Below are 23,417 nucleotides of genomic sequence, written 5' to 3' on the forward strand. Positions count from 1 at the left end.
TTACGTTCAGGGAAACCCTCTACACTTAAAGCAGGAGGACTTATGACCCTGTCTTTTACTGCCCACTGGCATGATGAACTACCCGGCTTTTACACCGCGCTTAAGCCAACGCCTTTACAGAATGCACGTCTGATCTGGCATAACGATGCGTTAGCGGATTCGCTTGGCATCCCTTCGTCTCTTTTTCAGCCAGAAAAAGGCGCCGGCGTCTGGGGGGGCGAAACGCTGCTTCCGGGCATGAAGCCGCTGGCTCAGGTTTACAGCGGACATCAGTTTGGCGTCTGGGCGGGACAGCTCGGCGATGGTCGCGGCATCCTGCTGGGTGAACAGGTGTTGCCGAATGGCGAAACGCGCGACTGGCACCTGAAAGGGGCAGGGCTGACCCCATACTCTCGCATGGGGGATGGCCGCGCGGTGCTGCGCTCAACCATCCGTGAAGGTCTGGCGTCGGAAGCCATGCATGCGCTGGGGATCCCCACCTCACGCGCGCTGTCGATTGTCACCAGCGACACGCCGGTTGCCCGCGAGACGATGGAGCAGGGAGCGATGCTGATCCGCGTGGCCGAAAGCCATCTGCGTTTCGGCCATTTTGAACACTTCTATTATCGCCGCGAGCCGGATAAGGTCCGCCAGCTTGCCGATTACGCCCTTCGTCGTCACTGGCCGCATCTGCAAAACGAAGCGGATCGCTATGTTCTCTGGTTCCGCGATATCGTCGCGCGCACCGCCTCAATGATTGCCCGCTGGCAGGCCGTCGGCTTTGCGCACGGCGTAATGAATACCGACAACATGTCCCTGTTGGGGCTGACGTTTGACTACGGTCCGTACGGCTTCCTTGATGACTATCAGCCGGGTTACATCTGTAACCATTCGGACTATCAGGGGCGTTACCGGTTCGACAACCAGCCTGCGGTGGGGCTGTGGAACCTCCAGCGTCTTGCACAAAGCCTGTCGCCGTTTATCGACGTCGATGCCCTGAACGATGCGCTCGACAGCTATCAGGAGGTGTTGCTGCGGGAATACGGCGCGTTAATGCGCAACAAGCTGGGCCTCATGACGCAGGAAAAAGGCGATAACGCGCTGCTGAACGGGCTGTTTGCGATCATGGCGCGGGAAGGCAGCGACTATACCCGAACCTTCCGTATGCTGAGTCAGACCATGCAGCAGAGCGCCGCGTCACCGCTGCGCGACGAGTTTATTGACCGACAGGCGTTTGATGACTGGTTTGCCGCTTACCGCGCGCGTTTGCAGCAGGAGCAGATTGACGATGATACCCGTCAGGCGCAGATGAAGGCGGTTAACCCGGCGATGGTATTGCGCAACTGGCTGGCGCAGCGGGCCATTGAGCAGGCAGAGCAGGGGGATTATACCGAGCTGCACCGGCTGCATATCGCCCTGCGTACGCCGTTTGCCGACCGGGACGATGACTATGTCAGCCGCCCGCCGGACTGGGGCAAGCGGCTGGAAGTGAGCTGCTCAAGCTAAGGGGCGAGAAAAACCTGCGGCGCGGCATGCGCCGGATGCGTGCCGACGTGCACCTGCGCACCGTACCAGCGGGCCAGCGCGTCGGCCTGTAAAACTGTCTCCGGCATGCCCTCAGAAACAATCTTCCCGTTGTGGAGCAGCAGGATCCTGTCTGACCATAACGCGGCAAGATTGAGATCGTGCAGCACCACGCACACGTGAAGATGGCCCTGACGGGTCAGGGATTTCAGCAGACGCAGCAGATGCTGCTGGTGATAGAGATCCAGCGCGGAAGTGGGTTCGTCGAGAAACAGCCAGCCGCGCGGCGTTCCGTTACGCCACAGCTGCGCCAGCGCGCGGGCGAGCTGAACGCGCTGCTGCTCGCCGCCCGAGAGGGCATGATAGCGCCTGCCGGCCAGCGGGAGGCAACCGGTCAGCTGCAACACCTCACGCACAATCGACGGTTCCGGGTGACGCGTCCAGGGCGCACGCCCCATTCCAACGATCTCCTCCACCTGCCAGTCAAATCCAGGCTGAGTATGCTGACGCATCACCGCCCGATAGCGGGACAGCGTTTCCGGCTGCCATTCGCTTAGGGTTTTCCCCGCCAGCGAACAGCGGCCGCTGTCAGGCTTCAGGTAGCCTGTCAGCAGCCGCAGCAGCGTCGATTTCCCCGCACCGTTGGGGCCGATAAGCGTCACCAGCTCTCCCTGCGACAGTGACAGCGAAATATTATCCGTCAGCGTGCGGCCAGACCGGGTAAGGGTAAGATGTTCAGCCGTATAGCGTTCAGCCATGCTGTTCTCCACGCCGAAAGATAAGCCATAAGAACCAGGGGGCACCAAGGATGCTGGTAAGCAGGCCGACCGGCATTTCTGCCGGGGCGACCAGGGTGCGCGCCACCGTATCCGCCACCAGCAGCAGAAGCGCGCCCGCAAGTATCGCACCGGGGAGCGTTGCGCGGTGATCGGCACCCAGCCACATGCGCATCAGGTGCGGCACCACGAGCCCGACAAAGCCAATCACGCCGCTGACGGCGACAGCCGCCGCGACCAGCAGGGCGCTGCATAACAGTAAGATTCGCTGTACCAGTGCAACGTCCACGCCAAGGTAATGCGCTTCCTCTTCACCCAGTTGCAGCAAATTTAACGCGCTGGCACAACGCCAGATCGCCAGAACGGCAGGCACCATCAGCGAGGTCACGGCCAACAGCGTTGACCACTGCGCCTGACCGAGACTTCCCATTCCCCAGAGCGAAAGCTGGCGAAGCTGCGCGTCATTGCTGACCCACGAAAGTACGCCTACCGCCGCACCGCACAGGGCATTGATGGCGATCCCCACCAGCAACAGGCGTGACAGCGAGCCGTTACGCTGTCGGCTGAGCAGAAAGATCGCGGCTGTGGCCGCCAGCGCCCCAATGAATGCCGCCAGCATCGGGGCGTAGAGCATCACCAGCGCGGGCAGGGAGAGCGGAAGCACCACCCAGAGTGCGACGGCCAGCGCCGCGCCGCTGCTGATCCCGAGCAGGCCCGGGTCGGCCAGCGGATTGCGGAACAGTCCCTGCATGACGCAGCCGGCAAGCGCCAGCGATCCGCCAATCACCAGCGCCAGCAGTACGCGGGGCAGACGGATGGTCAGCCAGATCTGGCGCAGCGTCTCATCGCTGCTGCTCCACAGCACGTTCACCGGCAGGCGTAACGCCCCAAAACCGGTGGCCGTGAACGTTAAGACGGTGAGCGCCCCCGCCAGAAGCCACAGCGAGAGCGTGATGCGCCGGGACATCAGGGCAGTTGCTCCGCTCTGGTTCGCAGCTGCTGAATGGCTTTCGGCGTACGGACGCTAAAGCCCAGCAGGGCCATGTCATCAATGGCCAGCACCTGCCTGTTTCGTCCCGCTGGCGTTTGCGCCAGGCCAGGCAGTTTCCACAGATTTTCTTCACCGCCCAGCGCGGTGAGGCCGTCCTGAGAAATCACCACCAGATCCGGCTGGCTGGCCATCACTCCTTCCTGCGAGAGCGGCTGATAGCGGGTAAAGCCCTGCATGGCGTTCTGCAAACCGGCAGCGCGGATTGCCGCATCCGCGCCGGTCTGTTGCCCGGCCGCCATCGCGGTCATCCCGCCGTGGCTGAGGATAAACAGCACCCGCTTGTTGAGCGGTGACGAGGGCAGCGCCGCCAGCGCCTGACGCAGCGAGCTGCGCAGGGTTTCCCCTTGCGCCTCATGATGCGTCGCCTGGGCTATCACCCGCACTTTTTCGTCAATCGCGCCCAGGTCCGGGGTGCCGGGAACGGTCACCACCCTGACGTGGCTCTGTTCAACCTGCTTCAGCGCCAGTGATGGCTGCGCCTGGTCGCTTGCCAGCACCAGCGTCGGGCGCACGGACAAAATCCCCTCCGCGTTGAGCTGGCGCAGGTATCCCACGTCAGGCAGCGCTGTCGTTGCCTGCGGCCACTGGCTGGTACTGTCGCGCGCAACCAGAGAGGACTCCGCGCCGAGGGCGTAGACGATCTCCGTCACGTCGCCGCCGAGGGCGACAATTCTCTCCGGCGCGGCGGCGGCGACCAGCGGCAGGGCGCAGAGCAGGGCAAACCAGTTTTTCATGCGGCCAGTCCTTCCGGCGTCAGGGCGTCAATCTGGCGACGCCACAGGCTTTGCTCCGGCTCGCCTTCAGTACGCTGACCGTAGAGCTGGGCGATTTGGGTGCCATCCGCCGCAAACAGCTCCAGGCTGGTGACGTGACCGTCCGCCGTCGGCTTGCGCGTTACCCACGTCTCCGCGACGGCCTCCTCCAGCAGGTGCAGGGTAAAGGTCGGGTTGAAGATGTTCAGCCAGCCCTTCATTGGCGTCAGCTTTTCCACCGCACCGGTGAAGATCTGCACGCAGCCGCGGTTGCCGACAAAGATCATGATTTCGTTTCCGTCCCGTCGCGCCGTCTCCAGCAGCTGCGCCAGCGCGCTGTTTTCAACCTTACAGGCCAGATCGTCACTGACCAGACGAAACGCCTGCTGGCGGCTGAGGTTGTGGCGCTTGAGCAGGCTAAAGAACTGGTGCACGTCGGTCATGGCGCGCCACTCGTTCTCTACCGTACTGGCGTCTGCGCGCTCGGCATGCGCGGGGGCATCGGCCGCTTCCAGTACCAGAGAGGGGTTATCAGCAATGATAAAACGGGTCAGCACGTCGCCCCAGGCGGCGACGTCGGTGCTATCCGTGGCGTAGACTTTCAGAAGCGCATCGCCCTGACGATCGAAGAACTGTATGCTCTGGCGTTCACCGCGCGGGGTCGCCTCGCTGATGTGAAACGCGCTCGCCCACTGGTTGAGGAACAGACGCAGATCCAGCGCGCGCGGGTTCAGCACCAGCCCGGCGTGGCCGCCGAGGTGCTGGTTAGTAAACGCCCCGACCTGTTCATGAACGGCGTACTCGTTACGGCAGATGCATTTGGTTTCGCCCACGGACTCCAGCGCCGCCAGAATGTCGCGGATCTCGCCGCGCAGCCGCCAGGCGTCGTGGCCGACGCGTGCATAAGCCAGCTCCGCCTCACTGATGTTCATTAAGCCGGCGATATCACGCGCGTACTTACCCGGATTTTCTTCTTTAAGCTCAAGCCAGCGTGTGTAGTGACGCATAATCTTATCCTTCTGAATCGTTGCCCCGACGGGGATTACCACTGATAACTGACGAAAATTTTACCGTTGCGACCGTCCTGCGGAATGCCCTGCGGTGACCAGTAGGCTTTATCAAAGGCGTTCCCCAGTACGAGGGTGGTGGTGATGCCTTTGAACTGCTGCTGGCCTTTGTAGCTGACGTAGAAGTCGTTAACCGCATAGCCCGGCTGCTCGCTGTAACTGCTGCTGATGTGCGTTGAACGTTCGACGAAGGTGCCGATCCAACCCACGGAGAAGCCGCTTTGCGCCACCGGGATATCCAGCTTGCTGGTGACGGTGTCCGGATTAATGCTGGAGATATATTCGCCCGTGTCGGTATCTTTCCCGCGCGTGCGGTTGTAGGCCACGTCGAGGTTGAACAGACTGGTCGAGTAGGTCGCCATCATGTCCCAGCCCCAGATTTTGGCGTTTGGCACGTTGTAGGACATGGTGGTAGCCGCCGCAAAATCGACGGTGGTGGAGATGTAATCTTTCGCTTTGGTGTCGAAGTAGCTGGCTTTGAACTCCAGCGCGTCGTTGGCGAGCATGAGATCGTCAAAACGCAGCCCAAAACCGAACTCCTGGGTTTCGTTAGTTTCCGGACGCAGGTTCGGGTTCGGCACCCAGTAGTTGGTGTAGAAACTGCCGATGGAGAAGTGCTTCGAGTCGTTATACATCTCGCCCATCGTTGGCGCGCGGAAGGCCTGTGCGTAAGAGCCGAACAGCATCAGCCAGTCGGCTGGACTCACGGTTAACCCGGCGCGTGAAGACCACTTATCCGCATCCACGTCGTCGTAACCGCTGCTGCTGCCGCGGTAGTTGTCGTAACGCGTCCCGCCGAGAAGCGTTACCGGCAGGTCGCGCAGGGTGATCTCATCCTGTAACCAGCCGGAGCTAAAGTCGATCTTCGCGTCCGGGAAGCCGGTGGTCGCGCCGCCAGGGTGTTGCTCCTGACGATAGTATTCCCCGCCGTAGGTCAGCAGGTGCGAGGCAAAAGAGTCGCTGAACAGGCGGGTGCGGTTTTCCACTTTGCCGCCTTTGGTGGTCTGCTTACGGAACTCGCCGCTGGCGTCAATGTTCTGGGCGTTGATCCGTGCTTCGGACCAGTAAATTTTCGCATCGGCGTTCAGCCAGTCGTTTCCGGCGGGCGCAATGCGGTAGCCAAGCTGGGCATCGCGCTGAATGGTGGAACGGTCGGTCATCGGGTTACTGCTGTTGGCATCCGTGGTCTGCGGATTTTTTGGCTCCTGCGCGTCGTTGTTGTAGTAGCGCAGGGAGCCGCTCAGGGTCTGAGCCGGGTCGATTTTCCAGCTGCCTTTCGCCAGCATATTGTTGATGGACTCGTCGTTTGGTGCCCTCGCGCCGTCGCTCTGGCGAATGTCGCCGCGATCGCGGCTGGACCAGGAGACCAGGCCGTCAAGGGTATCGGTGCGGCCATAGGCGCTGGCACCCATTCCGATGCTGCGATCGCCCGTCGCGCCGGTAGCAAACACGCGATAGCCGCTGTTTTTACCTGCGTCCAGCAGATCGCTGGCGTCGACGGTATCATACGAAATCACGCCACCCAGCGCGCCGCTGCCGTACAGCAGGGCAGAAGGACCGCGCACCACTTCAATACGTTTGATCAGCGCCGGGTCGAGGAACGTGCTGTTCAGGTGTCCGGTATCGGTACCCTGGCGTACGCCATCCACCAGCACCAGCACGCCACGGCGGTCGTAACCGCGCAGGTTAACGTCCTGGCCGTTGGTGCGACCGGTGCCGTCCAGCATCAGGCCAGGCACCTTGCGCAGCAGGTCGGCGGCGGAGCTGGCGGTCTGGTTTTCCGGGGCGGTGGCGTCAATCACGCTCACCATCATGGGGGCTTCAAAGGCGCTGCGGGCATTGCCGGTGGCGGTAACGGTGATATCGTCTGCGGCGGCAAACGCAACGCCCGGCAGGGTGCTGACAATCGCCAGCGCCAGAAGGGACGGGCGTAAAGACGCGGATTGCAGGTGTGGCATAGCAACTCTCCATAAGAATTGAAAAGCGCTGGCTGCCTGGGGATCACCTGGGTGGCTGGCGAAGGTTTTGTCTGGTTTATTTTGTCAGGATCAGTTTTCCGGCATTGGTCTGGCGCAGCAGATAGTGCTGGCCGTCATGCTCGATAATCACCCGGCCTTCCTCACCCAACAGGCTTTTGCTGTCGATGCGGCGATCGGTGGAAGCAGGGGATGGCGCTGTGTGTGTTTTTACTGGCGTTGCTGCGCTGTTATCGGTCGGTGACATAATGTTTATAAATAACAATCAATGTAACAATGATAATCATTATCAATAAACTGCATTTTCACAGCAAGCGTTTTTGTGAAAATTGTGTGACGGGATCAAATTTGTGCAATGAAACGCCCGGTGGCGGCTACGCCTTACCGGGCCTACAACGGCACGAACCGTAGGCCGGGTAAGGCGTAGCCGCCACCCGGCAAGGGTTTAAAATCGAGAATCAACCGCCGCAGCCAGCTTCTCCAGCAGCCGTTCGCTGTCTTCCCAGCTTAGGCAAGGGTCGGTAATCGACTGGCCGTACACCATGTGCTGTCCGGCCACGATCTTCTGGGTGCCTTCTTTGATAAAGCTCTCCGCCATAATCCCCGCAATGGCGGTCGAGCCGCTGCGGATCTGCTGGCAGACTTCATCGCAGACGTCCAGCTGGCGGCGGTGCTGTTTCTGGCAGTTGCCGTGGCTGAAATCCACCACCAGATGCTCCGGCAGGTCAAACTCCGCCAGTGTTTCACAGGCGGCGGCAATATCTTCCGCGTGGTAGTTCGGCTTTTTACCGCCGCGCATAATGATGTGGCCGTAAGGGTTGCCGCTGGTCTGGTAGATGGTCATCTGGCCGTTTTTATCCGGAGAGAGGAACATATGGCTGGCGCGCGACGCGCGGATGGCATCGACGGCAATTCGGGTATTGCCGTCAGTTCCGTTTTTAAAGCCCACCGGGCAGGAGAGCGCCGACGCCATTTCACGGTGGATCTGGCTTTCGGTGGTGCGCGCACCAATCGCGCCCCAGCTGATGAGGTCGGCAATAAACTGTCCGGTCACCATATCCAGGAATTCGGTGGCGGTCGGCACGCCCAGCTCGTTAACCTGTAGCAGCAGCTTGCGCGCCAGGGCAATACCGTGATTCACCCGGTAGCTGCCGTTCAGATCGGGATCGGAAATCAGCCCTTTCCAGCCCACCACGGTGCGCGGCTTTTCAAAGTAGGTACGCATCACGATCTCCAGCCGATCCTGATACGTTTCGCGCAGCGTCTGAAGGCGTTTCGCATAATCCATCGCCGCGTCCAGGTCGTGAATGGAGCAGGGGCCAATCACCACCAGAAGACGTTTGTCTTCACCATTGAGAATTTTTTCGATGCGACGACGGGAGGCCGTCACATGGTCCGCCACCTCGGGGGAAACGGGGTGCAGCTGTGCCAGTTCAGCCGGTGTGACCAGGCTATCAATGCGCGCAGTGCGAAGTTCGTCGGTTTTGTTCATGGAATGTCTCAGAAATTTTTTGCTTCATCGGCAGACTACCGGGAAGTGATGGGCATCACCTTAAACCAATCCCTGCTGATTTCAAGTTCGGGGCGCGTCGCCCCGAGGATGAGCGTAATCATAACTGAAACTGGATTAATGTACTAGCATATTAGTACATGCGGCGATTCAGCCCCATGATGTCGAGGATTTTGGTGGCAATTTCTTCTACCGAATAGTTGGTGCTGTTCAGCCAGGGGATCTGGTTTTTTCGGTACAGCGCTTCGACTTCGGCGACTTCCATTCGACACTGGCGCATCGAGGCGTAGCGGCTGTTCTCGCGACGTTCTTCGCGGATCGCCGCCAGACGTTCCGGGTTGATGGTCAGCCCAAACAGCTTATGCTGGAGCGGCTTGAGCGCGGCGGGTAGCACCAGGTTATCCATATCATCGGCAATAAAGGGGTAGTTGGCGGCGCGAATGCCAAACTGCATCGCCAGGTAAAGGCTGGTGGGGGTTTTACCGCAGCGCGACACGCCGAGCAAAATGACCTGCGCCTGATCCAGATTGCGCAGCGAGATCCCGTCGTCGTGCGCCAGGGTATAGTCAATGGCGGCAATACGCGCATCGTATTTGGTCAGGTTGCCGGGGTTTAGCCCGTGGGTACGGTGGGCGATGGGCGTCGGGTCGAGCTTCAGCTCGCTTTGCAGCGGTGCAACCAGCGCCTGCACGATGTCCTGACAGAACCCTTCGCTTTGCAGAATGATGTTGCGGATCTCGGGGATCACGATGGAATAGAACACCAGCGGACGAACGCCGGTCTGCTGATAAATGGCGTCGATCTGGTCCTTGACCGCTTTGGCCCGGCTCTCGTTTTCTACGAACGGCAGCGTGATGCTGTTTATCGACACGGGAAACTGCGACATCACCGCGTGGCCCAGCACCTCGGCGGTGATCGCCGTCCCATCAGAAATATAAAAAACGTGGCGATCGACAGCATTATCCATTTTATTCACCCTGAATAGCGTACGTAATTGCCTGAAAGCATAAATTAAAAAAGTTAATTTCACAGCTAAGAACTTATCTGAATTTAAAATGAAATGGTGTTTTTGATTTTCCTGAAAACCGGATTTCATTTTCCGAATAGCGGCTTTATTTTTATGGTTTCTGGCGGAATCTATAGGAATCATCGGGTTAGCAAGCGTATGGAAAGTGTCCGAAAAGTTGAAAATTAAAATTGCTTACACGATTCACCGTTTTTTTAGCGGAAATAAATATGCCAGTATAAATACGTAGTCAGGTGTTTCTTACTCCGATCAAATATCACAAAAGGATTGTTTCGATGTCCAACAATGGCTCGTCACCGCTGGTGCTTTGGTATAACCAACTCGGCATGAATGATGTAGACAGAGTTGGGGGCAAAAATGCCTCCCTGGGTGAAATGATTACAAATCTGTCCGGTATGGGTGTCTCCGTACCAAACGGGTTTGCCACAACCGCCGATGCGTTTAACCTGTTTTTAGACCAGAGCGGTGTAAACCAGCGCATTTACGACCTGCTGGATAAAACGGATATTGATGACGTGACCGAGCTTGCCAAAGCCGGCGCACAAATCCGCCAGTGGATTATCGACACACCTTTCCAGCCGGAACTGGAAAAAGCCATTCACGACGCGTACAACCAGCTCTCCGCTGACGACGCGCAGGCCTCCTTTGCCGTGCGCTCCTCCGCCACCGCAGAAGACATGCCGGACGCCTCTTTCGCCGGTCAGCAGGAAACGTTCCTGAACGTTCAGGGCTATGACGCGGTGCTGGTGGCGGTGAAGCACGTCTTCGCTTCCCTGTTCAACGACCGCGCCATTTCCTATCGTGTGCACCAGGGCTACGACCATCGCGGCGTCGCGCTTTCTGCTGGCGTGCAGCGCATGGTGCGCTCCGACGTGGGATCGTCCGGCGTGATGTTCTCGATTGATACCGAATCCGGCTTCGACCAGGTGGTGTTTATCACCTCCGCGTGGGGCCTGGGTGAGATGGTGGTGCAGGGGGCAGTGAACCCTGACGAATTTTACGTTCACAAGCCAACGCTTGCGGCAAACCGCCCGGCGGTGGTGCGCCGTACCATGGGCTCGAAAAAAATCCGCATGATCTATGCCCCGACGCAAGAGCACGGCAAGCAGGTCACGATTGAAGATGTGCCGCAGGAGCAGCGCGACCGCTTCTCCCTGACCGATGCCGAGGTAGAAGAGCTGGCGAAGCAGGCGGTACAGATTGAAAAACACTATGGCCGCCCGATGGACATCGAGTGGGCGAAAGACGGCCACACCGGCAAGCTGTTTATCGTGCAGGCGCGTCCGGAAACCGTCCGTTCTCGCGGTCAGGTCATGGAGCGCTACACCCTGCACGCACAGGGTAAAATTGTTGCGGAAGGCCGCGCGATTGGTCACCGCATCGGTGCCGGTCCGGTGAAGGTGATCCACGACATCAGCGAAATGAACCGCATTCAGCCCGGCGACGTGCTGGTGACCGACATGACCGACCCGGACTGGGAACCGATCATGAAGAAAGCGGCCGCCATCGTCACCAACCGCGGTGGACGCACCTGTCACGCGGCAATCATCGCCCGTGAGCTGGGGATCCCGGCGGTCGTCGGCTGCGGTGACGCGACCGAACGCATGAAGGACGACCAGAAGGTGACGGTCTCCTGCGCTGAAGGCGATACTGGGTACGTGTATGCCGATATCCTTGACTTCAGCGTGAAAAGCTCCAGCGTGGATACCATGCCGGACCTGCCGCTGAAGATCATGATGAACGTCGGTAACCCGGACCGCGCGTTTGACTTCGCCTGCCTGCCGAACGAAGGCGTAGGCCTGGCGCGTCTGGAATTCATCATCAACCGCATGATCGGCGTTCACCCGCGCGCGCTGCTGGAGTTCGACGACCAGGACGCGAAGCTGCAAAACGAAATCCGCGAGATGATGAAGGGTTACGACTCGCCGAGAGAGTTCTATGTTGGCCGCCTGACGGAAGGGATCGCCACGCTCGGCGCGGCCTTCTACCCGAAACGCGTGATCGTGCGCCTGTCGGACTTTAAGTCCAACGAATACGCCAACCTGGTGGGCGGCGAGCGCTACGAGCCGGAAGAAGAGAACCCGATGCTGGGCTTCCGCGGCGCAGGCCGCTACGTGTCAGAAAGCTTCCGCGACTGCTTCGCGCTGGAGTGCGAGGCGGTGAAACGCGTGCGCAACGACATGGGGCTGACCAACGTGGAGATCATGATCCCGTTCGTCCGTACCGTGGATCAGGCGAAAGCGGTGGTGGACGAGCTGGCGCGTCAGGGGCTGAAGCGCGGCGAGAACGGGCTGAAGATCATCATGATGTGTGAAATTCCGTCCAACGCCCTGCTGGCAGAGCAGTTCCTGGAGCACTTCGACGGCTTCTCCATCGGCTCGAACGACATGACACAGCTGGCGCTGGGTCTCGACCGCGACTCCGGCGTCGTCTCTGAGCTGTTCGACGAGCGTAACGAGGCGGTGAAAGCGCTGCTCTCCATGGCCATTCGCGCGGCGAAGAAACAGGGTAAATACGTTGGCATTTGCGGTCAGGGTCCGTCTGACCACGAAGACTTTGCGGCCTGGCTGATGGACGAGGGGATTGATAGCCTCTCCCTGAACCCGGACACCGTGGTGCAAACCTGGCTGAGCCTGGCAGAGCTGAACAAGTAAAACCGGCATAACCTGAAAAAGGCGAGGATATCTGTCCTCGCCTTTTTTATTTTCCTGCGAATATGCTCACCATCACAAATAAAGCAAAAAACCAAATATCATAATTTACCTGTTAATTTAGACAATTGTTAGCGGACAAGGCGTTGCTAATACTTGAGCCTTACCGCGTGCATCCTTCGGGATGATGCGCGACTGGTTGAAATACGTTTTAACCTGATAAAAAGGCAAATAACAATGACAATCTCCTCTGTATTACGCACCAAAGATAAAATAGGTTATGGCCTGGGTGATATGGCCAGAGCGCTGGTCTGGCAAACGGCAACGTTATTTCTCGCTTATTTCTATACGGACGTATTCGGTTTGCCAGCGGCCATTATGGGCACCATGTTTTTAGTGGTGCGCGTGGTCGATGCGTTTGTCGACCCGTGCATTGGCGCGCTGGTGGATCGCACTCAGACGCGCCACGGTCGTTTTCGCCCCTGGCTGCTCTGGTTTGCCATTCCGTTTGGCGTGAGCTGCCTCATTACCTTCTACGTGCCGGATGCCGGGGCGACGGCGAAAATTGTCTATGCCTGCGTGACGTATGCCATCCTGAGCCTGATCTACTCCGCTATTAACGTGCCTTACTGCGCCATGCCCGGCGCGCTGACGCTCGACCCGCGCGAGCGCCACTCGCTGCAATCCTGGCGCTTTGGCCTGTCGTTTATCGGCGGGTTGATTGTGACGGTTATTGCGCTGCCGCTGGTCTCATTATTAGGCCAGGGTAATGTGCAGAAAGGCTATTTCTATGCCATGAGCCTGATGGGGCTGCTGGGGATTGTTTTATTCTTCTGCTGCTTCTTTATGACCCGGGAGCGCTACTCTCCGCGCAATGACACCTCCGGCTCGATGCTGACGGATTTAAAACTGCTGGCCGGCAACAGCCAGTGGCGAATTGTTTTTCTGTTTAATATTTTACTGTTAACCGCTGTCGTGACGCGCGGCTCGGCGACCATGTATTACGTTAACTATGTTCTGTTACGTCCCGATCTGGTCTTTGCCTTTATTGTTTCCGGCATGGTGGCATCCCTGAGCGGCGCATTATTATCAGAACGCCTGCTGGGGAAATTCGACCGCGTGCGTGCCTATCAGTGGACCATTATTTCCTTCGTTATTTTTGGCGCACTGATTTTCTTCATTCCCCCTTCGCAGGTGTGGCTGATATTCGGTCTGAATATTGTGTTTAGTTTTATTCAGAACCTGACCACGCCGCTGCAATGGACCATGTTCTCAGACGTGGTGGACTACGAAGAGCACCGCAGCGGCCGCCGCCTGGACGGGCTGGTCTTCTCTACCGCCCTGTTTGCCATCAAGTTTGGGCTGGCGCTGGGTGGGGCAGTGGTCGGTTGGGTGCTTGGCATGGTGGATTACGCTCCCGGACAGGCAAACCAGGCCCCTCACGTACTCGCAACGATCAACGCGCTGTTCACCCTGATCCCCTGCGCGCTGTTCCTGTGCATGGTGGCACTCCTTGCCATCTACAAACTCAACAGCCGGCTGGTGGACGCCATCGCCCGGGAGCTGGCCAGCAAACGCGATATTCGAAACGATGCGGGGCAGCTTAGCCCGGCAGCGCAATCCGCACTACAGGAGTAAACCATGACTGCGATCTACAGGGACGCGGGACGTCCCGTACACGAGCGTGTCGCCGATCTACTGGCGCGTATGACCCCGGAAGAGAAATTTGCCCAGATGCACGCATACTGGCTGATCCTCGATGAAAACGGCAACCATCGCGAGCGCAGCGATCTGAGCGATGAGTTTGCCGGTGTAAGCGAACAGGCGTCCCTCAGCGAAAGGCTGAAGCTGGGCGTCGGGCAGATCACCCGTCCGCTCGGCACACACATTGTCGATGCGAAGACCGGCGTGCGTGCCGCCAACCGCCTGCAACGCCTGATGATGGAGGAGACCCGGCTCGGCATTCCGGCGCTGTTCCATGAGGAGTGTCTGGTCGGCTTGCTGTGTAAAGACGCCACGCTCTTCCCGTCGTCGCTGAACTATGGTTCCACCTGGGACCCGGCGCTGGTGCAGCGCGCGGCGGAGCAGATTGGCAAAGAGGCCCGCTCAGTCGGGTGCCAGCAGGGGCTGGCCCCGGTGCTGGACGTCTCGCGAGACGTACGCTGGGGGCGTACGGAAGAGACCTTTGGCGAAGATCCGTGGCTGGTGGGGGTGATGGCCACGGCGTACGTGAAGGGGTTGCAGGGTGACAAGCGCGATCTGCTGGCGACCCTGAAGCATTACGTGGGCCACTCATTCAGCGAAGGGGCGCGCAACCATGCCCCGGTCCATCTCGGCTTCAGCGAGCTAAACGATACGTTCCTGCTGCCGTTTGAGATGGCGGTCAAGCTGGCCAACGCCGGTTCCGTGATGCCAGCCTATCACGACATCGATAATCAGCCGGGCCACAGCGACCATTTCCTGCTCACCACCGTTTTGCGCGAGCAGTGGGGCTTCGACGGCATTATCGTGGCGGACTACGGCGGCGTCAGCCTGCTGCACCAGCACCACGGAATTTCTCACGATCCAGCGGAATCGGCTGCGCTGGCGTTTAACGCCGGGCTGGACGTGGAGTTGCCGAAGGATGACTGCGCGCGGCACCTGGCGGAAGCGGTAGAGCGTGGGCTCATCTCCATGGCGAAGGTGGATGAGATTGTGGCGCGCGTGCTGGGTGAAAAATTCCGCCTCGGGCTGTTTGAAAACCCGTACGTCGATGAAGACGGTATCGATTTGCAAAGCGAGGCGACCCGACAGGCGGCGCGCGAGGTGGCAACCACATCGATAACGCTGCTGGAAAATAACGGCATTTTGCCTCTGGGCGGCAAACCGCGTGTAGCGGTAGTCGGGCCGACGGCAGACGATCCGCTGGCGCTACTGAGCGGCTACAGCTTCCCGGTTCACCTGATCATCAGCGATATGGTTGAAGAGACCTCGCAGGTGACCACCCCGCGCGCGGCGCTGGAGCAGTACCTTGGCGCATCGCAGATACGTTACGCGAAAGGGTGTCACATTATTGAAAAACGGATGGCGGGCGCGCCGGTTTTCCCGGGCGACAGCGGCGGTAAGCCGATGCAGCAGTCCCCAGTGTCGCAACGCACGGATCTGATCCCCGATGCCGTGAGCGCTGCACAAGCGAGTGACGTAGTGGTGGCCTGCGTTGGCGACCTTGCCGGGCTATTCCAGAGCGGCACCGTGGGGGAAGGCTCGGACACCGATTCGCTGGATCTGCCGGGCGTGCAGCAACAGCTGCTGGACGCGCTGGTGGCAACCGGCAAGCCGGTGATTGTCGTCATGACGGGCGGGCGTCCTTATAACCTTCAGGGGCTGGAAGAGAAGGTGGCCGCGCTGATAATGGCCTGGGCGCCCGGACAGGAAGGCGGTTGGGCAATTGCCGATGTGTTAACCGGCCGCGCCGAACCGCAGGGCAGGCTGGTGGTGAGCGTGCCGAAAAGCGCCGGGGCGATGCCGTACTACTACAATCACAAGCTGAAAAGCGGGGGCACGCCGTTTGCCTTCCATTTCGGCGCGCGTTACCCGTTTGGTTACGGGCTCGGCTGGACGCAATTTAGCTGGGGAGCGGCACGGCTGGCTGAAAGCCGCGTCCCGATCGCTGGAGAGGTGACATTACGTATCGATATCACCAACGCCGGCGAGCGCAGCGGCAGTGAAGTGGTGCAGGTCTACGTGCGCGATAAGGTCGCCACGCAGGTTCGTCCGCTTCAGGAGCTGAAAGCGTTCCAGCGCGTTACGCTTGCACCGGGAGAAACCGCCACGCTGACCTTTACCCTGCCGGTGGCGATGTTCAATTTCACCCGCCGGGACGGGAAGCGAATTGTCGAGCCAGGGGAGTTTGAGCTACAGGTTGGCGCTTCCTCGGTTGATATTCGCGAGGTTGTGACGGTGCAGGTGACCGGGGAGACGCGGGTGCTGGCGGGTGACTGGCAGATGCTCAGCCGCTGTGACATTACGCGAACGTAAAAAGGATAAAAAAAAGCCCATCGTGGGAGATGGGCAAAGACTACACACAGCAATTCGTTGTTTCACTCAGGGGATTTCCATGCTTATAAATCAAGGTGTTGATTTATAACCGTGTCTTAATAGTAGGCATGCCAGGATTTTGAGTCGATCGGATTCGTCTCAATAGTTAAAGGTAGGTAAAGATTTCTTGAAGAGAATAACGGTTTTAGGCTGGAAAAGGCGGGTCTGACCAGTGTGCAGAGAATAAATAGTTTAGCAACGTTTAAGTATTGCTGCGAAGAGTGTAGGCCGGGTAAGCGCTGGGGCTACCCGGCATAAAACCTTACTGCGCGTTCTTGTCTTCCAGCTCTTCTAGTTCCCTTAACATGACGTCCGGATCGGTTCCCGGCGGCGGCACTTCATGCACCCAGGCGGAGAAGAGACGCCAGGTTACCGCAAGCAGCACCGGACCGATGAACAGACCAATCATGCCGAAGGCAATCAACCCCCCGATCACCCCGGACAGGATCAGGATCAGCGGCAGGTCAGCGCCCATGCGAATAAGCAGCGGGCGAATCACGTTATCCATGGTGCCCACCACGCAGCTCCAGACCAGCAGCACTGTGCCCCAGGTCGTATCACCCGTCCAGTAAAGCCAGATAATGCAGGGGACCAGTACCAGCAACGGACCAAGCTGCGCCAGACAGGTCATCAGCATGACGACGGTGAAAATAGTGGCATAAGGGACGCCGGAGATCGCCAGCCCGATACCGCCAAGCACGGCCTGCACCAGCGCCGTCACCACCACGCCAAGCGCCACCGCGCGAACGGCCTGGGCTGCCAGCAGTACGGCCGCGTCGCCGCGTTTTCCTGCCAGCCGGGTGGCGAAATGACGTACGCCCAGCGCAACCTGCTCGCCGCGCCAGTAGAGCAGGGCGCTGAAGAGCAGCATCAGCGCACAGTGCATCATAAAGCGGCCAACGTGGGCGGCCTGACCCACAAACCAGGTGGTGGTCGTGCCGATGTACGGACGCACTTTCGCCATCAGCGCGCTGCCGCCCATCTCCAGCAGGCTGTGCCAGCCGCTGTACAGTTTAGCGCCCACGACCGGAATGCTGTTCAGCCACGCGAGATCCGGCAGCGTCATGTCACCGCTGGTGACCGCGCGAATAACCGGGCCGCTGCTGTCCACAAGGCTATTCACCAGCAGTGCAATGGGAATAATAAACAGCAGGAACAGCAGCAGCGTCATCACCATTACGGCGAGGCCGCGACGACCAAACAGCAGTTTCTGCAAGCGTAAGAGTAAAGGCCAGGTGGCGACAACAACGGTAGCGGCCCAGGCAAAGCCGAGCACGAAAGGCCGAACAATCCACAGACACGCAATAATCATGAGGGCCAGGAACAGCACCGACAGTAAAATTTGCGCAACATCCCTGGGCTGGCGAAGGTTGACCATAAATAAAACTTTCCTTAAAAGAACGCCAGTCTGACTGGCGAGAACGTAAACCGCATCTCTTTAATCATTAATGATCTCAGCGATTTTTGACAGGCGAATTCTGCCTGTAATTCTGCTGAGCGTATAAGAAAAAAATGTGATAAAAAGTTGTGATACAACGCAAACGATTCCCACCACTCTCATTAGGGACGATAGTCATGATCCCACAGATTTCTCAGGCACCTGGCGTCGTTCAGCTGGTGCTTAATTTTTTGCAGGCACTGGAGCAACAGGGTTTTACAGGTGATACCGCCACCAATTATGCCGACAGGCTGACGATGGCGACCGATAACAGTATTTACCAGCTTCTTCCCGATGCCGTCGTTTTCCCGCGCTCTACCGCGGACGTGGCGCTTATCGCCCGTCTGGCATCGCAGGAGCGTTTCACCTCTCTGGTCTTTACCCCGCGCGGCGGCGGTACGGGCACCAATGGGCAGGCGCTGAATCAGGGCATCATCATTGATATGTCCCGCTATATGAACCGCATCATTGAGATCAACCCTGAAGAGGGGTGGGTGCGCGTGGAAGCGGGGGTGATCAAGGACCAGCTCAATCAGTTTTTAAAACCGTACGGCTATTTTTTTGCGCCGGAACTGTCCACCAGCAACCGCGCGACCCTTGGCGGGATGATCAACACCGATGCCTCCGGGCAGGGCTCGCTGGTCTACGGTAAAACCTCCGATCACGTGATGGGGGTGCGGGCGGTGCTGCTGGGGGGTGATATTCTCGACACCCAGCCGATGCCGGTCGAACTGGCCGAAACGCTGGCAAAGGAGAGCACCACCAGCGGACGGATTTATCGCACCGTGCTGGAGCGCTGTCGCGAAAAACGCGAACTGATCCTCGACAAATTCCCGAAGCTAAACCGCTTCCTGACGGGCTACGACCTGCGGCATGTCTTCAACGACGACATGAGCCAGTTCGATCTTACCCGCGTACTGACCGGATCAGAAGGTACGCTGGCCTTTATCACCGAAGCGCGTCTGGATATCACCCCGCTGCCGAAGGTGCGCCGTCTGGTGAACGTCAAATACAACTCCTTTGACTCCGCGCTGCGTAATGCCCCGTTTATGGTGGAAGCGCGGGCGCTGTCGGTGGAAACCGTCGACTCTAAGGTGCTGAATCTGGCCCGGGAAGATATCGTCTGGCACTCGGTGAGCGAGCTGATTACCGACGTGCCGGATAAAGAGATGCTCGGCCTGAACATCGTTGAGTTTGCCGGGGACGACGCAGAGCTCATTGAAAGCCAGGTGAGCACGCTCTGCCAGCGGCTGGACGAGCTGATTGCCCAGGGCGAGGGCGGCGTTATTGGCTGGCAGCTGTGTAACGATCTCGCCGGCATCGAGCGCATCTACGCGATGCGTAAAAAGGCGGTGGGGCTGCTCGGCAACGCGAAAGGGGCGGCGAAGCCGATTCCCTTTGCGGAAGATACCTGCGTGCCGCCGGAGCATCTGGCTGACTACATCGTTGAGTTTCGCGCGCTGCTCGACGGTCATGGCCTGAGCTATGGCATGTTCGGGCACGTTGACGCGGGCGTGCTGCACGTGCGCCCGGCGCTGGACATGTGCGATCCGCAGCAGGAGATCCTGATGAAGGAGATCTCCGACGAGGTTGTGGCCCTGACGGCCAAATACGGCGGTTTGCTGTGGGGCGAGCACGGCAAGGGGTTCCGCGCCGAGTACAGCCCGGCCTTTTTTGGCGAACAGCTCTACGCCGAGCTGCGTAAGGTGAAGGCCGCGTTCGATCCTGATAACCGCCTCAACCCGGGTAAAATCTGCCCGCCGGAAGGCGTTGATGCGCCGATGTTGCGGGTGGATGCCGTTAAGCGCGGCACCTATGATCGCCAAATTCCGATTGCGGTGCGCGCTTCCTGGCGCGGCGCGATGGAGTGTAACGGCAACGGGCTGTGCTTCAACTTCGATGTGAAAAGCCCGATGTGTCCGTCGATGAAAATTACCAGCAACCGCATCCACTCTCCGAAGGGACGCGCGACGCTGGTGCGAGAATGGCTGCGCCTGCTGGCCGATCGCGGCGTTGACCCGCTCAAGCTGGAGCAGGAGCTGCCGGAAAAACGCGCCAGCCTGCGCGGGCTTATCGAACGCACCCGCAACAGCTGGCATGCGAATAAAGGCGAATACGATTTCTCCCACGAGGTGAAGGAGGCGATGTCCGGCTGCCTGGCGTGCAAGGCGTGTTCAACCCAGTGCCCGATTAAAATCGACGTGCCGGAGTTCCGTTCACGCTTCCTCCAGCTGTACCACACGCGTTATCTGCGCCCAATGCGCGATCATCTGGTGGCGACGGTCGAGAGCTACGCGCCGCTGATGGCCCGTGCGCCAAAAACCTTTAACTTCTTTATCAACCAGCCGCTGGTGCGCAAGCTTTCCGAAAAACATATCGGGATGGTCGATCTGCCGCTGCTCTCTGTTCCCTCGTTGCAGCGTCGGCTGGTGGGGCACCGCTCGGCGAATATGACCCTGGAACAGCTGGAGGCACTCTCGCCGGAGCAGAAAGCGAAGACGGTGCTGGTGGTGCAGGATCCGTTTACCAGCTACTACGATGCGCAGGTGGTGGCGGATTTTGTCCGTCTGGCGGAGAAAATGGGCTATCAGCCGGTGGTGCTGCCGTTCTCGCCGAACGGTAAAGCGCAGCATATCAAAGGCTTCCTGACCCGCTTTGCGAAAACCGCGCAGAAAACTTCAGACTTCCTGAACCGCGTGGCGCAGCTCGGCATGCCGATGGTTGGCGTCGATCCGGCGCTGGTGCTCTGCTATCGCGACGAATACAAGCAGACGCTCGGCGATAAGCGCGGTGATTTTCAGGTCTTACTGGTCCACGAGTGGCTGCCTGCGGTGCTGAAGCAAACGGACGCTCAGGAGGCCAGCGGAGAATCCTGGTATCTGTTTGGGCACTGCACTGAAGTGACCGCGCTGCCGACGGCGCCTGCCCAGTGGGCATCTATCTTCGCCCGCTTTGGTGCGAAGCTGGAAAGCGTCAACGTGGGCTGCTGCGGTATGGCTGGCACCTACGGTCATGAAGTCAAAAACCACGCCAATTCCCTCGGCATTTATGAGCTGTCGTGGCATCAGGCAATGCAGCGCCTGCCGCGCAACCGCTGTCTGGCAACGGGGTACTCCTGTCGCAGCCAGGTGAAGCGGGTGGAAGGTAACGGTGTGCGCCATCCATTGCAGGCTTTACTGGAGATTATGGGATGATCTCGAAACGTGCGGTCACGCTGGAGGCATTAAATGCCATGGGTGCAGGAAACATGGTCGGCTTACTGGATATCCAGTTCACGCGCATTGGCGACAACGAACTGGAGGCGACGATGCCGGTAGACAGCCGTACGCATCAGCCGTTTGGCCTGTTGCACGGCGGCGCGTCCGTCGTGCTGGCTGAAACGCTCGGCTCAGTCGCAGGCTATCTGTGCACGGAAGGGGAGCAGAAGGTGGTCGGGCTGGAGGTCAATGCCAACCACATCCGCGCCGTTCGCAGCGGGCGCGTGCGCGGCGTTTGCCGTGCGCTGCACGCCGGAGGCCGTCATCAGGTGTGGCAGATCGATATTCTGGACGAGCAGGATCGCCTGTGCTGTTCGTCCAGGCTGACGACGGCCGTTGTGTAAAGTTTCCAGATGTCTTGTTTTTGGTCAAAAAATAGCCGTCCGGTTGTGATATACTGGTCACGTTTTGAACATAAGCGAGGACATCATGGATACTGAAATAACCCCAACACGACTGGCAATTGAATATTTACGTCGCGATAAAAGCAACCTGTCTCCAGCGCAGTACCTGAAGAAGCTGAAACAGCTTGAGCTGGAATTTACGGATTTGCTGGCGCTCTCTTCAAACGAGCTGAAAGAAGAGATCTACTTTGCCTGGCGGTTGGGCGTTCACGTCCATTAAGCAGTGAAGAAAAGGCCGCAAGCGCGGCCTTTTTTGTACCCGAAACTCAGTATTTAGCCGGTAGTTTATTAATTTTAATGAGCCGGCCTTCTTCCATTTCGATAAACCCGCCCGTTTTCAGGTCAGCAAGTATCCGCATTACGCCGCTTCGGGAAAGCTGGGTTTTATCCCTGATATACTTTTCCGCCGTCACGCTGCACCGGTAGTTGTCATCTTCCTGCATCAGCAGCATGAGCTGCTGACGAATCATCTCGTAGGCCGTTGGTGCGCCTTTCGGCATGACGTTGTGATAGAGGCGGTTATAGACAAACATAAGATGTTTAGAAAGCAGCCCCCACAGCGCCTTCTCTTTAATAATGTCAGCCACGCGGTCGGTCGTGAGCACACCGATCAGGCAAGGCGTCACCGTTCTGAGATAATCGTTAAAATAAATGTCCGTCAGATTAGCGAGGCCAAACAGGGCGGGACTGCGCGCCGTTGAAAGCATCATGTCGTCGCTTCTTCTGTAGATGGCGATCGTGCCCTCAAGAATTAAATAACACATGCTTTGCCCGTTAACCTGAAGATCGAGCTGTTCACCGCGATCGGTTTTATGCGTGGCGCAGTGCGGCTGTAAATGAGAAATCAGTTCCTGGGCATAGGGAGAGCCGCGATGCGATGGTTTGTCAGAAAACATAGCGTTAACCTGGAAAGAGACTGTACTTTCTATAGTGTCGCTCTTCTTTTCCACCTTCTCCAGAGATAAATACGGCCTCAGTACTTACGGGGTAAATGGTGGATCTCGATTAGCACGCCGCGCTCCATGGTGATGTATTTCCCCGTCCGCAACTCCGCCAGGATCCGCATAATACCGCTGCGTGAAAGATAGGTGCGGCTTTTGATGTAGGCCGCGGCGGTTATGTTTTGTCTTATGGCTTCCGGCTCCTGCATCAGTTCTACCAGCTGAAAGCGAATGATGTCATAAGCCGACATTTGCGATATCTGGGCACAATGCTCGTAGACGCGCGATGCGGTATAGATCAGCAGGTTCGAGAAATGCTCCCATAAATTCTGTTGGGCAATAACATGATTAAAATGTGCCAGCGAAACGCGAGCTACCTCTGCGGTTTCCAGCGCTCTGACGTACAGGTGTTCAGACGAAAACTGGCTGCTTACGCCGAGTATAAACGGCGCGGATTCAGAATTTAAAACAATGCCGTCACCGCGGCGGTGCAAGGCCACGCTGCCGTGTAATAGTAAAAAACATAGACGGGTATCACCGGAGTAATAATGGATAACGTCCCCTTTAGCCATAATGCATCTCTCCGCATGCGGCAAAACATTATCGATTATTTTTTCAATGTGCTTAAAAGGCTTAGCGCCCAGCGCTGTTGACTTATCAACTTCTGGCTCGGGGGCGAATCGGGTATTCATTTGAGACCTCACTCATGCGATCATTTTTTGATCGGCATGAAGAATTATCTTAAAAAACAGTGGGTCAGGGAATATTTTCGGCAAGTCTAATTATAGACTTATCTTTTTTCAGGAGTTAATTAATTGAATTTAAAATATTTTTAACTCAGGTCTAAAAGTAGACTGTGACCATTATTCTTAAGGCGTTTCCTGGCGAATATGTTTTGTTTTTGTTAAAGCAGGGTCTACAGCTAGACCCTGAAAATCATTGTGCGCGGAATAAGAGTTGTATAAATTTTGACTTGTCGGCAGGGCT

At 58.2% G+C, this 23,417-nt stretch carries 18 protein-coding genes and 1 other RNA gene; 7 read left to right on the forward strand and 12 right to left on the reverse strand.

What is annotated here, in order from left to right:
• The first annotated feature begins 42 nt into the window (after positions 1-42).
• Positions 43-1,485: a protein adenylyltransferase SelO gene (selO, locus tag DBR02_RS19660; RefSeq protein WP_107535178.1), complete on the forward strand. Its 1,443-nt coding sequence runs from the start codon at positions 43-45 to the stop codon at positions 1,483-1,485.
• On the opposite strand, the gene DBR02_RS19665 is transcribed toward selO, so the two are convergent.
• From DBR02_RS19665 to ppsR, 8 genes are all read right to left on the reverse strand, one after another.
• Positions 1,482-2,261, reverse strand: a complete 780-nt coding sequence (locus tag DBR02_RS19665) for a heme ABC transporter ATP-binding protein (RefSeq protein ID WP_107535179.1) — start codon at positions 2,259-2,261, stop codon at positions 1,482-1,484. The two genes, selO and DBR02_RS19665, sit on opposite strands and share 4 nt — an antisense overlap.
• Complete coding sequence (locus DBR02_RS19670) at positions 2,254-3,246, reverse strand: FecCD family ABC transporter permease (protein WP_107535180.1); 993 nt, start codon at positions 3,244-3,246, stop codon at positions 2,254-2,256. Before DBR02_RS19670 ends, DBR02_RS19665 begins: the two co-directional genes overlap by 8 nt.
• A complete protein-coding gene (locus tag DBR02_RS19675) occupies positions 3,246-4,064 on the reverse strand; it encodes a heme/hemin ABC transporter substrate-binding protein (protein WP_063866473.1) in 819 nt (272 codons plus the stop codon). Before DBR02_RS19675 ends, DBR02_RS19670 begins: the two co-directional genes overlap by 1 nt.
• Positions 4,061-5,089 (reverse strand): hematinate-forming heme oxygenase ChuS, encoded by a 1,029-nt coding sequence (gene chuS, locus DBR02_RS19680; protein WP_063866474.1) that lies wholly within the window; start codon positions 5,087-5,089, stop codon positions 4,061-4,063. Before chuS ends, DBR02_RS19675 begins: the two co-directional genes overlap by 4 nt.
• A gap of 35 nt (positions 5,090-5,124) precedes the next feature.
• Positions 5,125-7,107: a TonB-dependent hemoglobin/transferrin/lactoferrin family receptor gene (locus tag DBR02_RS19685; protein ID WP_107535181.1), complete on the reverse strand. Its 1,983-nt coding sequence runs from the start codon at positions 7,105-7,107 to the stop codon at positions 5,125-5,127.
• A 76-nt stretch (positions 7,108-7,183) separates the two neighbouring features.
• Positions 7,184-7,372 (reverse strand): hemin uptake protein HemP, encoded by a 189-nt coding sequence (gene hemP, locus DBR02_RS19690; RefSeq protein ID WP_063163262.1) that lies wholly within the window; start codon positions 7,370-7,372, stop codon positions 7,184-7,186.
• Positions 7,373-7,570: 198 nt separating this feature from the next.
• Positions 7,571-8,617 carry a 3-deoxy-7-phosphoheptulonate synthase AroH gene (gene aroH, locus DBR02_RS19695; protein ID WP_107535182.1) on the reverse strand — a complete coding sequence of 349 codons (1,047 nt, stop codon included), beginning with the start codon at positions 8,615-8,617 and terminating at the stop codon, positions 7,571-7,573.
• Positions 8,618-8,768: 151 nt separating this feature from the next.
• Positions 8,769-9,602, reverse strand: coding sequence for a posphoenolpyruvate synthetase regulatory kinase/phosphorylase PpsR (gene ppsR / locus DBR02_RS19700; RefSeq protein ID WP_063448964.1), 834 nt, complete (start codon positions 9,600-9,602; stop codon positions 8,769-8,771).
• Positions 9,603-9,937: 335 nt separating this feature from the next.
• Here ppsR and ppsA point away from each other — a divergent pair, with 335 nt between their 5' ends.
• The 3 genes from ppsA to DBR02_RS19715 all read left to right on the forward strand — a co-directional run bounded on the left by ppsA (position 9,938) and on the right by DBR02_RS19715 (position 16,330).
• Positions 9,938-12,316: a phosphoenolpyruvate synthase gene (gene ppsA / locus DBR02_RS19705; RefSeq protein WP_017384643.1), complete on the forward strand. Its 2,379-nt coding sequence runs from the start codon at positions 9,938-9,940 to the stop codon at positions 12,314-12,316.
• 234 nt (positions 12,317-12,550) lie between these two features.
• On the forward strand, positions 12,551-13,951 hold the full coding sequence (locus DBR02_RS19710) for an MFS transporter (protein WP_107535183.1): 1,401 nt from the start codon (positions 12,551-12,553) through the stop codon (positions 13,949-13,951).
• A gap of 3 nt (positions 13,952-13,954) precedes the next feature.
• Positions 13,955-16,330, forward strand: coding sequence for a glycoside hydrolase family 3 N-terminal domain-containing protein (locus tag DBR02_RS19715; RefSeq protein ID WP_107535184.1), 2,376 nt, complete (start codon positions 13,955-13,957; stop codon positions 16,328-16,330).
• Between the two features lie 5 nt (positions 16,331-16,335).
• Here the strand turns inward: DBR02_RS19715 and rprA are convergent.
• Both rprA and ydiK read right to left on the reverse strand, forming a co-directional pair.
• Positions 16,336-16,443: antisense sRNA RprA (gene rprA / locus DBR02_RS19720), an RNA gene on the reverse strand.
• A 209-nt stretch (positions 16,444-16,652) separates the two neighbouring features.
• Entirely contained in the window at positions 16,653-17,768 is a 1,116-nt protein-coding gene (gene ydiK / locus DBR02_RS19725) for an AI-2E family transporter YdiK (RefSeq protein ID WP_063866486.1), read from the reverse strand.
• Between the two features lie 197 nt (positions 17,769-17,965).
• Between ydiK and ydiJ the strand changes: the two genes are divergently transcribed.
• The 3 genes from ydiJ (at position 17,966) to DBR02_RS19740 (ending at position 21,709) form a co-directional block, all read left to right on the forward strand.
• Positions 17,966-21,022: a D-2-hydroxyglutarate dehydrogenase YdiJ gene (ydiJ, locus tag DBR02_RS19730; protein WP_107535185.1), complete on the forward strand. Its 3,057-nt coding sequence runs from the start codon at positions 17,966-17,968 to the stop codon at positions 21,020-21,022.
• A complete protein-coding gene (menI, locus tag DBR02_RS19735) occupies positions 21,019-21,429 on the forward strand; it encodes a 1,4-dihydroxy-2-naphthoyl-CoA hydrolase (RefSeq protein WP_107535186.1) in 411 nt (136 codons plus the stop codon). Before ydiJ ends, menI begins: the two co-directional genes overlap by 4 nt.
• 85 nt (positions 21,430-21,514) lie before the next feature.
• Positions 21,515-21,709 carry a YdiH family protein gene (locus DBR02_RS19740; protein ID WP_063448958.1) on the forward strand — a complete coding sequence of 65 codons (195 nt, stop codon included), beginning with the start codon at positions 21,515-21,517 and terminating at the stop codon, positions 21,707-21,709.
• A 46-nt stretch (positions 21,710-21,755) separates the two neighbouring features.
• Here DBR02_RS19740 and DBR02_RS19745 read toward each other — a convergent pair whose 3' ends face one another.
• Both DBR02_RS19745 and DBR02_RS19750 read right to left on the reverse strand, forming a co-directional pair.
• Positions 21,756-22,385 (reverse strand): helix-turn-helix domain-containing protein, encoded by a 630-nt coding sequence (locus tag DBR02_RS19745; protein WP_107535187.1) that lies wholly within the window; start codon positions 22,383-22,385, stop codon positions 21,756-21,758.
• A 77-nt stretch (positions 22,386-22,462) separates the two neighbouring features.
• A complete protein-coding gene (locus tag DBR02_RS19750) occupies positions 22,463-23,122 on the reverse strand; it encodes a winged helix-turn-helix transcriptional regulator (RefSeq protein WP_063866494.1) in 660 nt (219 codons plus the stop codon).
• Positions 23,123-23,417 lie beyond the last annotated feature (295 nt).

Origin of the sequence: Enterobacter cloacae complex sp., assembly GCF_900322725.1 — a bacterium.
In the GTDB taxonomy this organism is placed as follows: Bacteria; Pseudomonadota; Gammaproteobacteria; order Enterobacterales; family Enterobacteriaceae; genus Enterobacter; species Enterobacter quasihormaechei.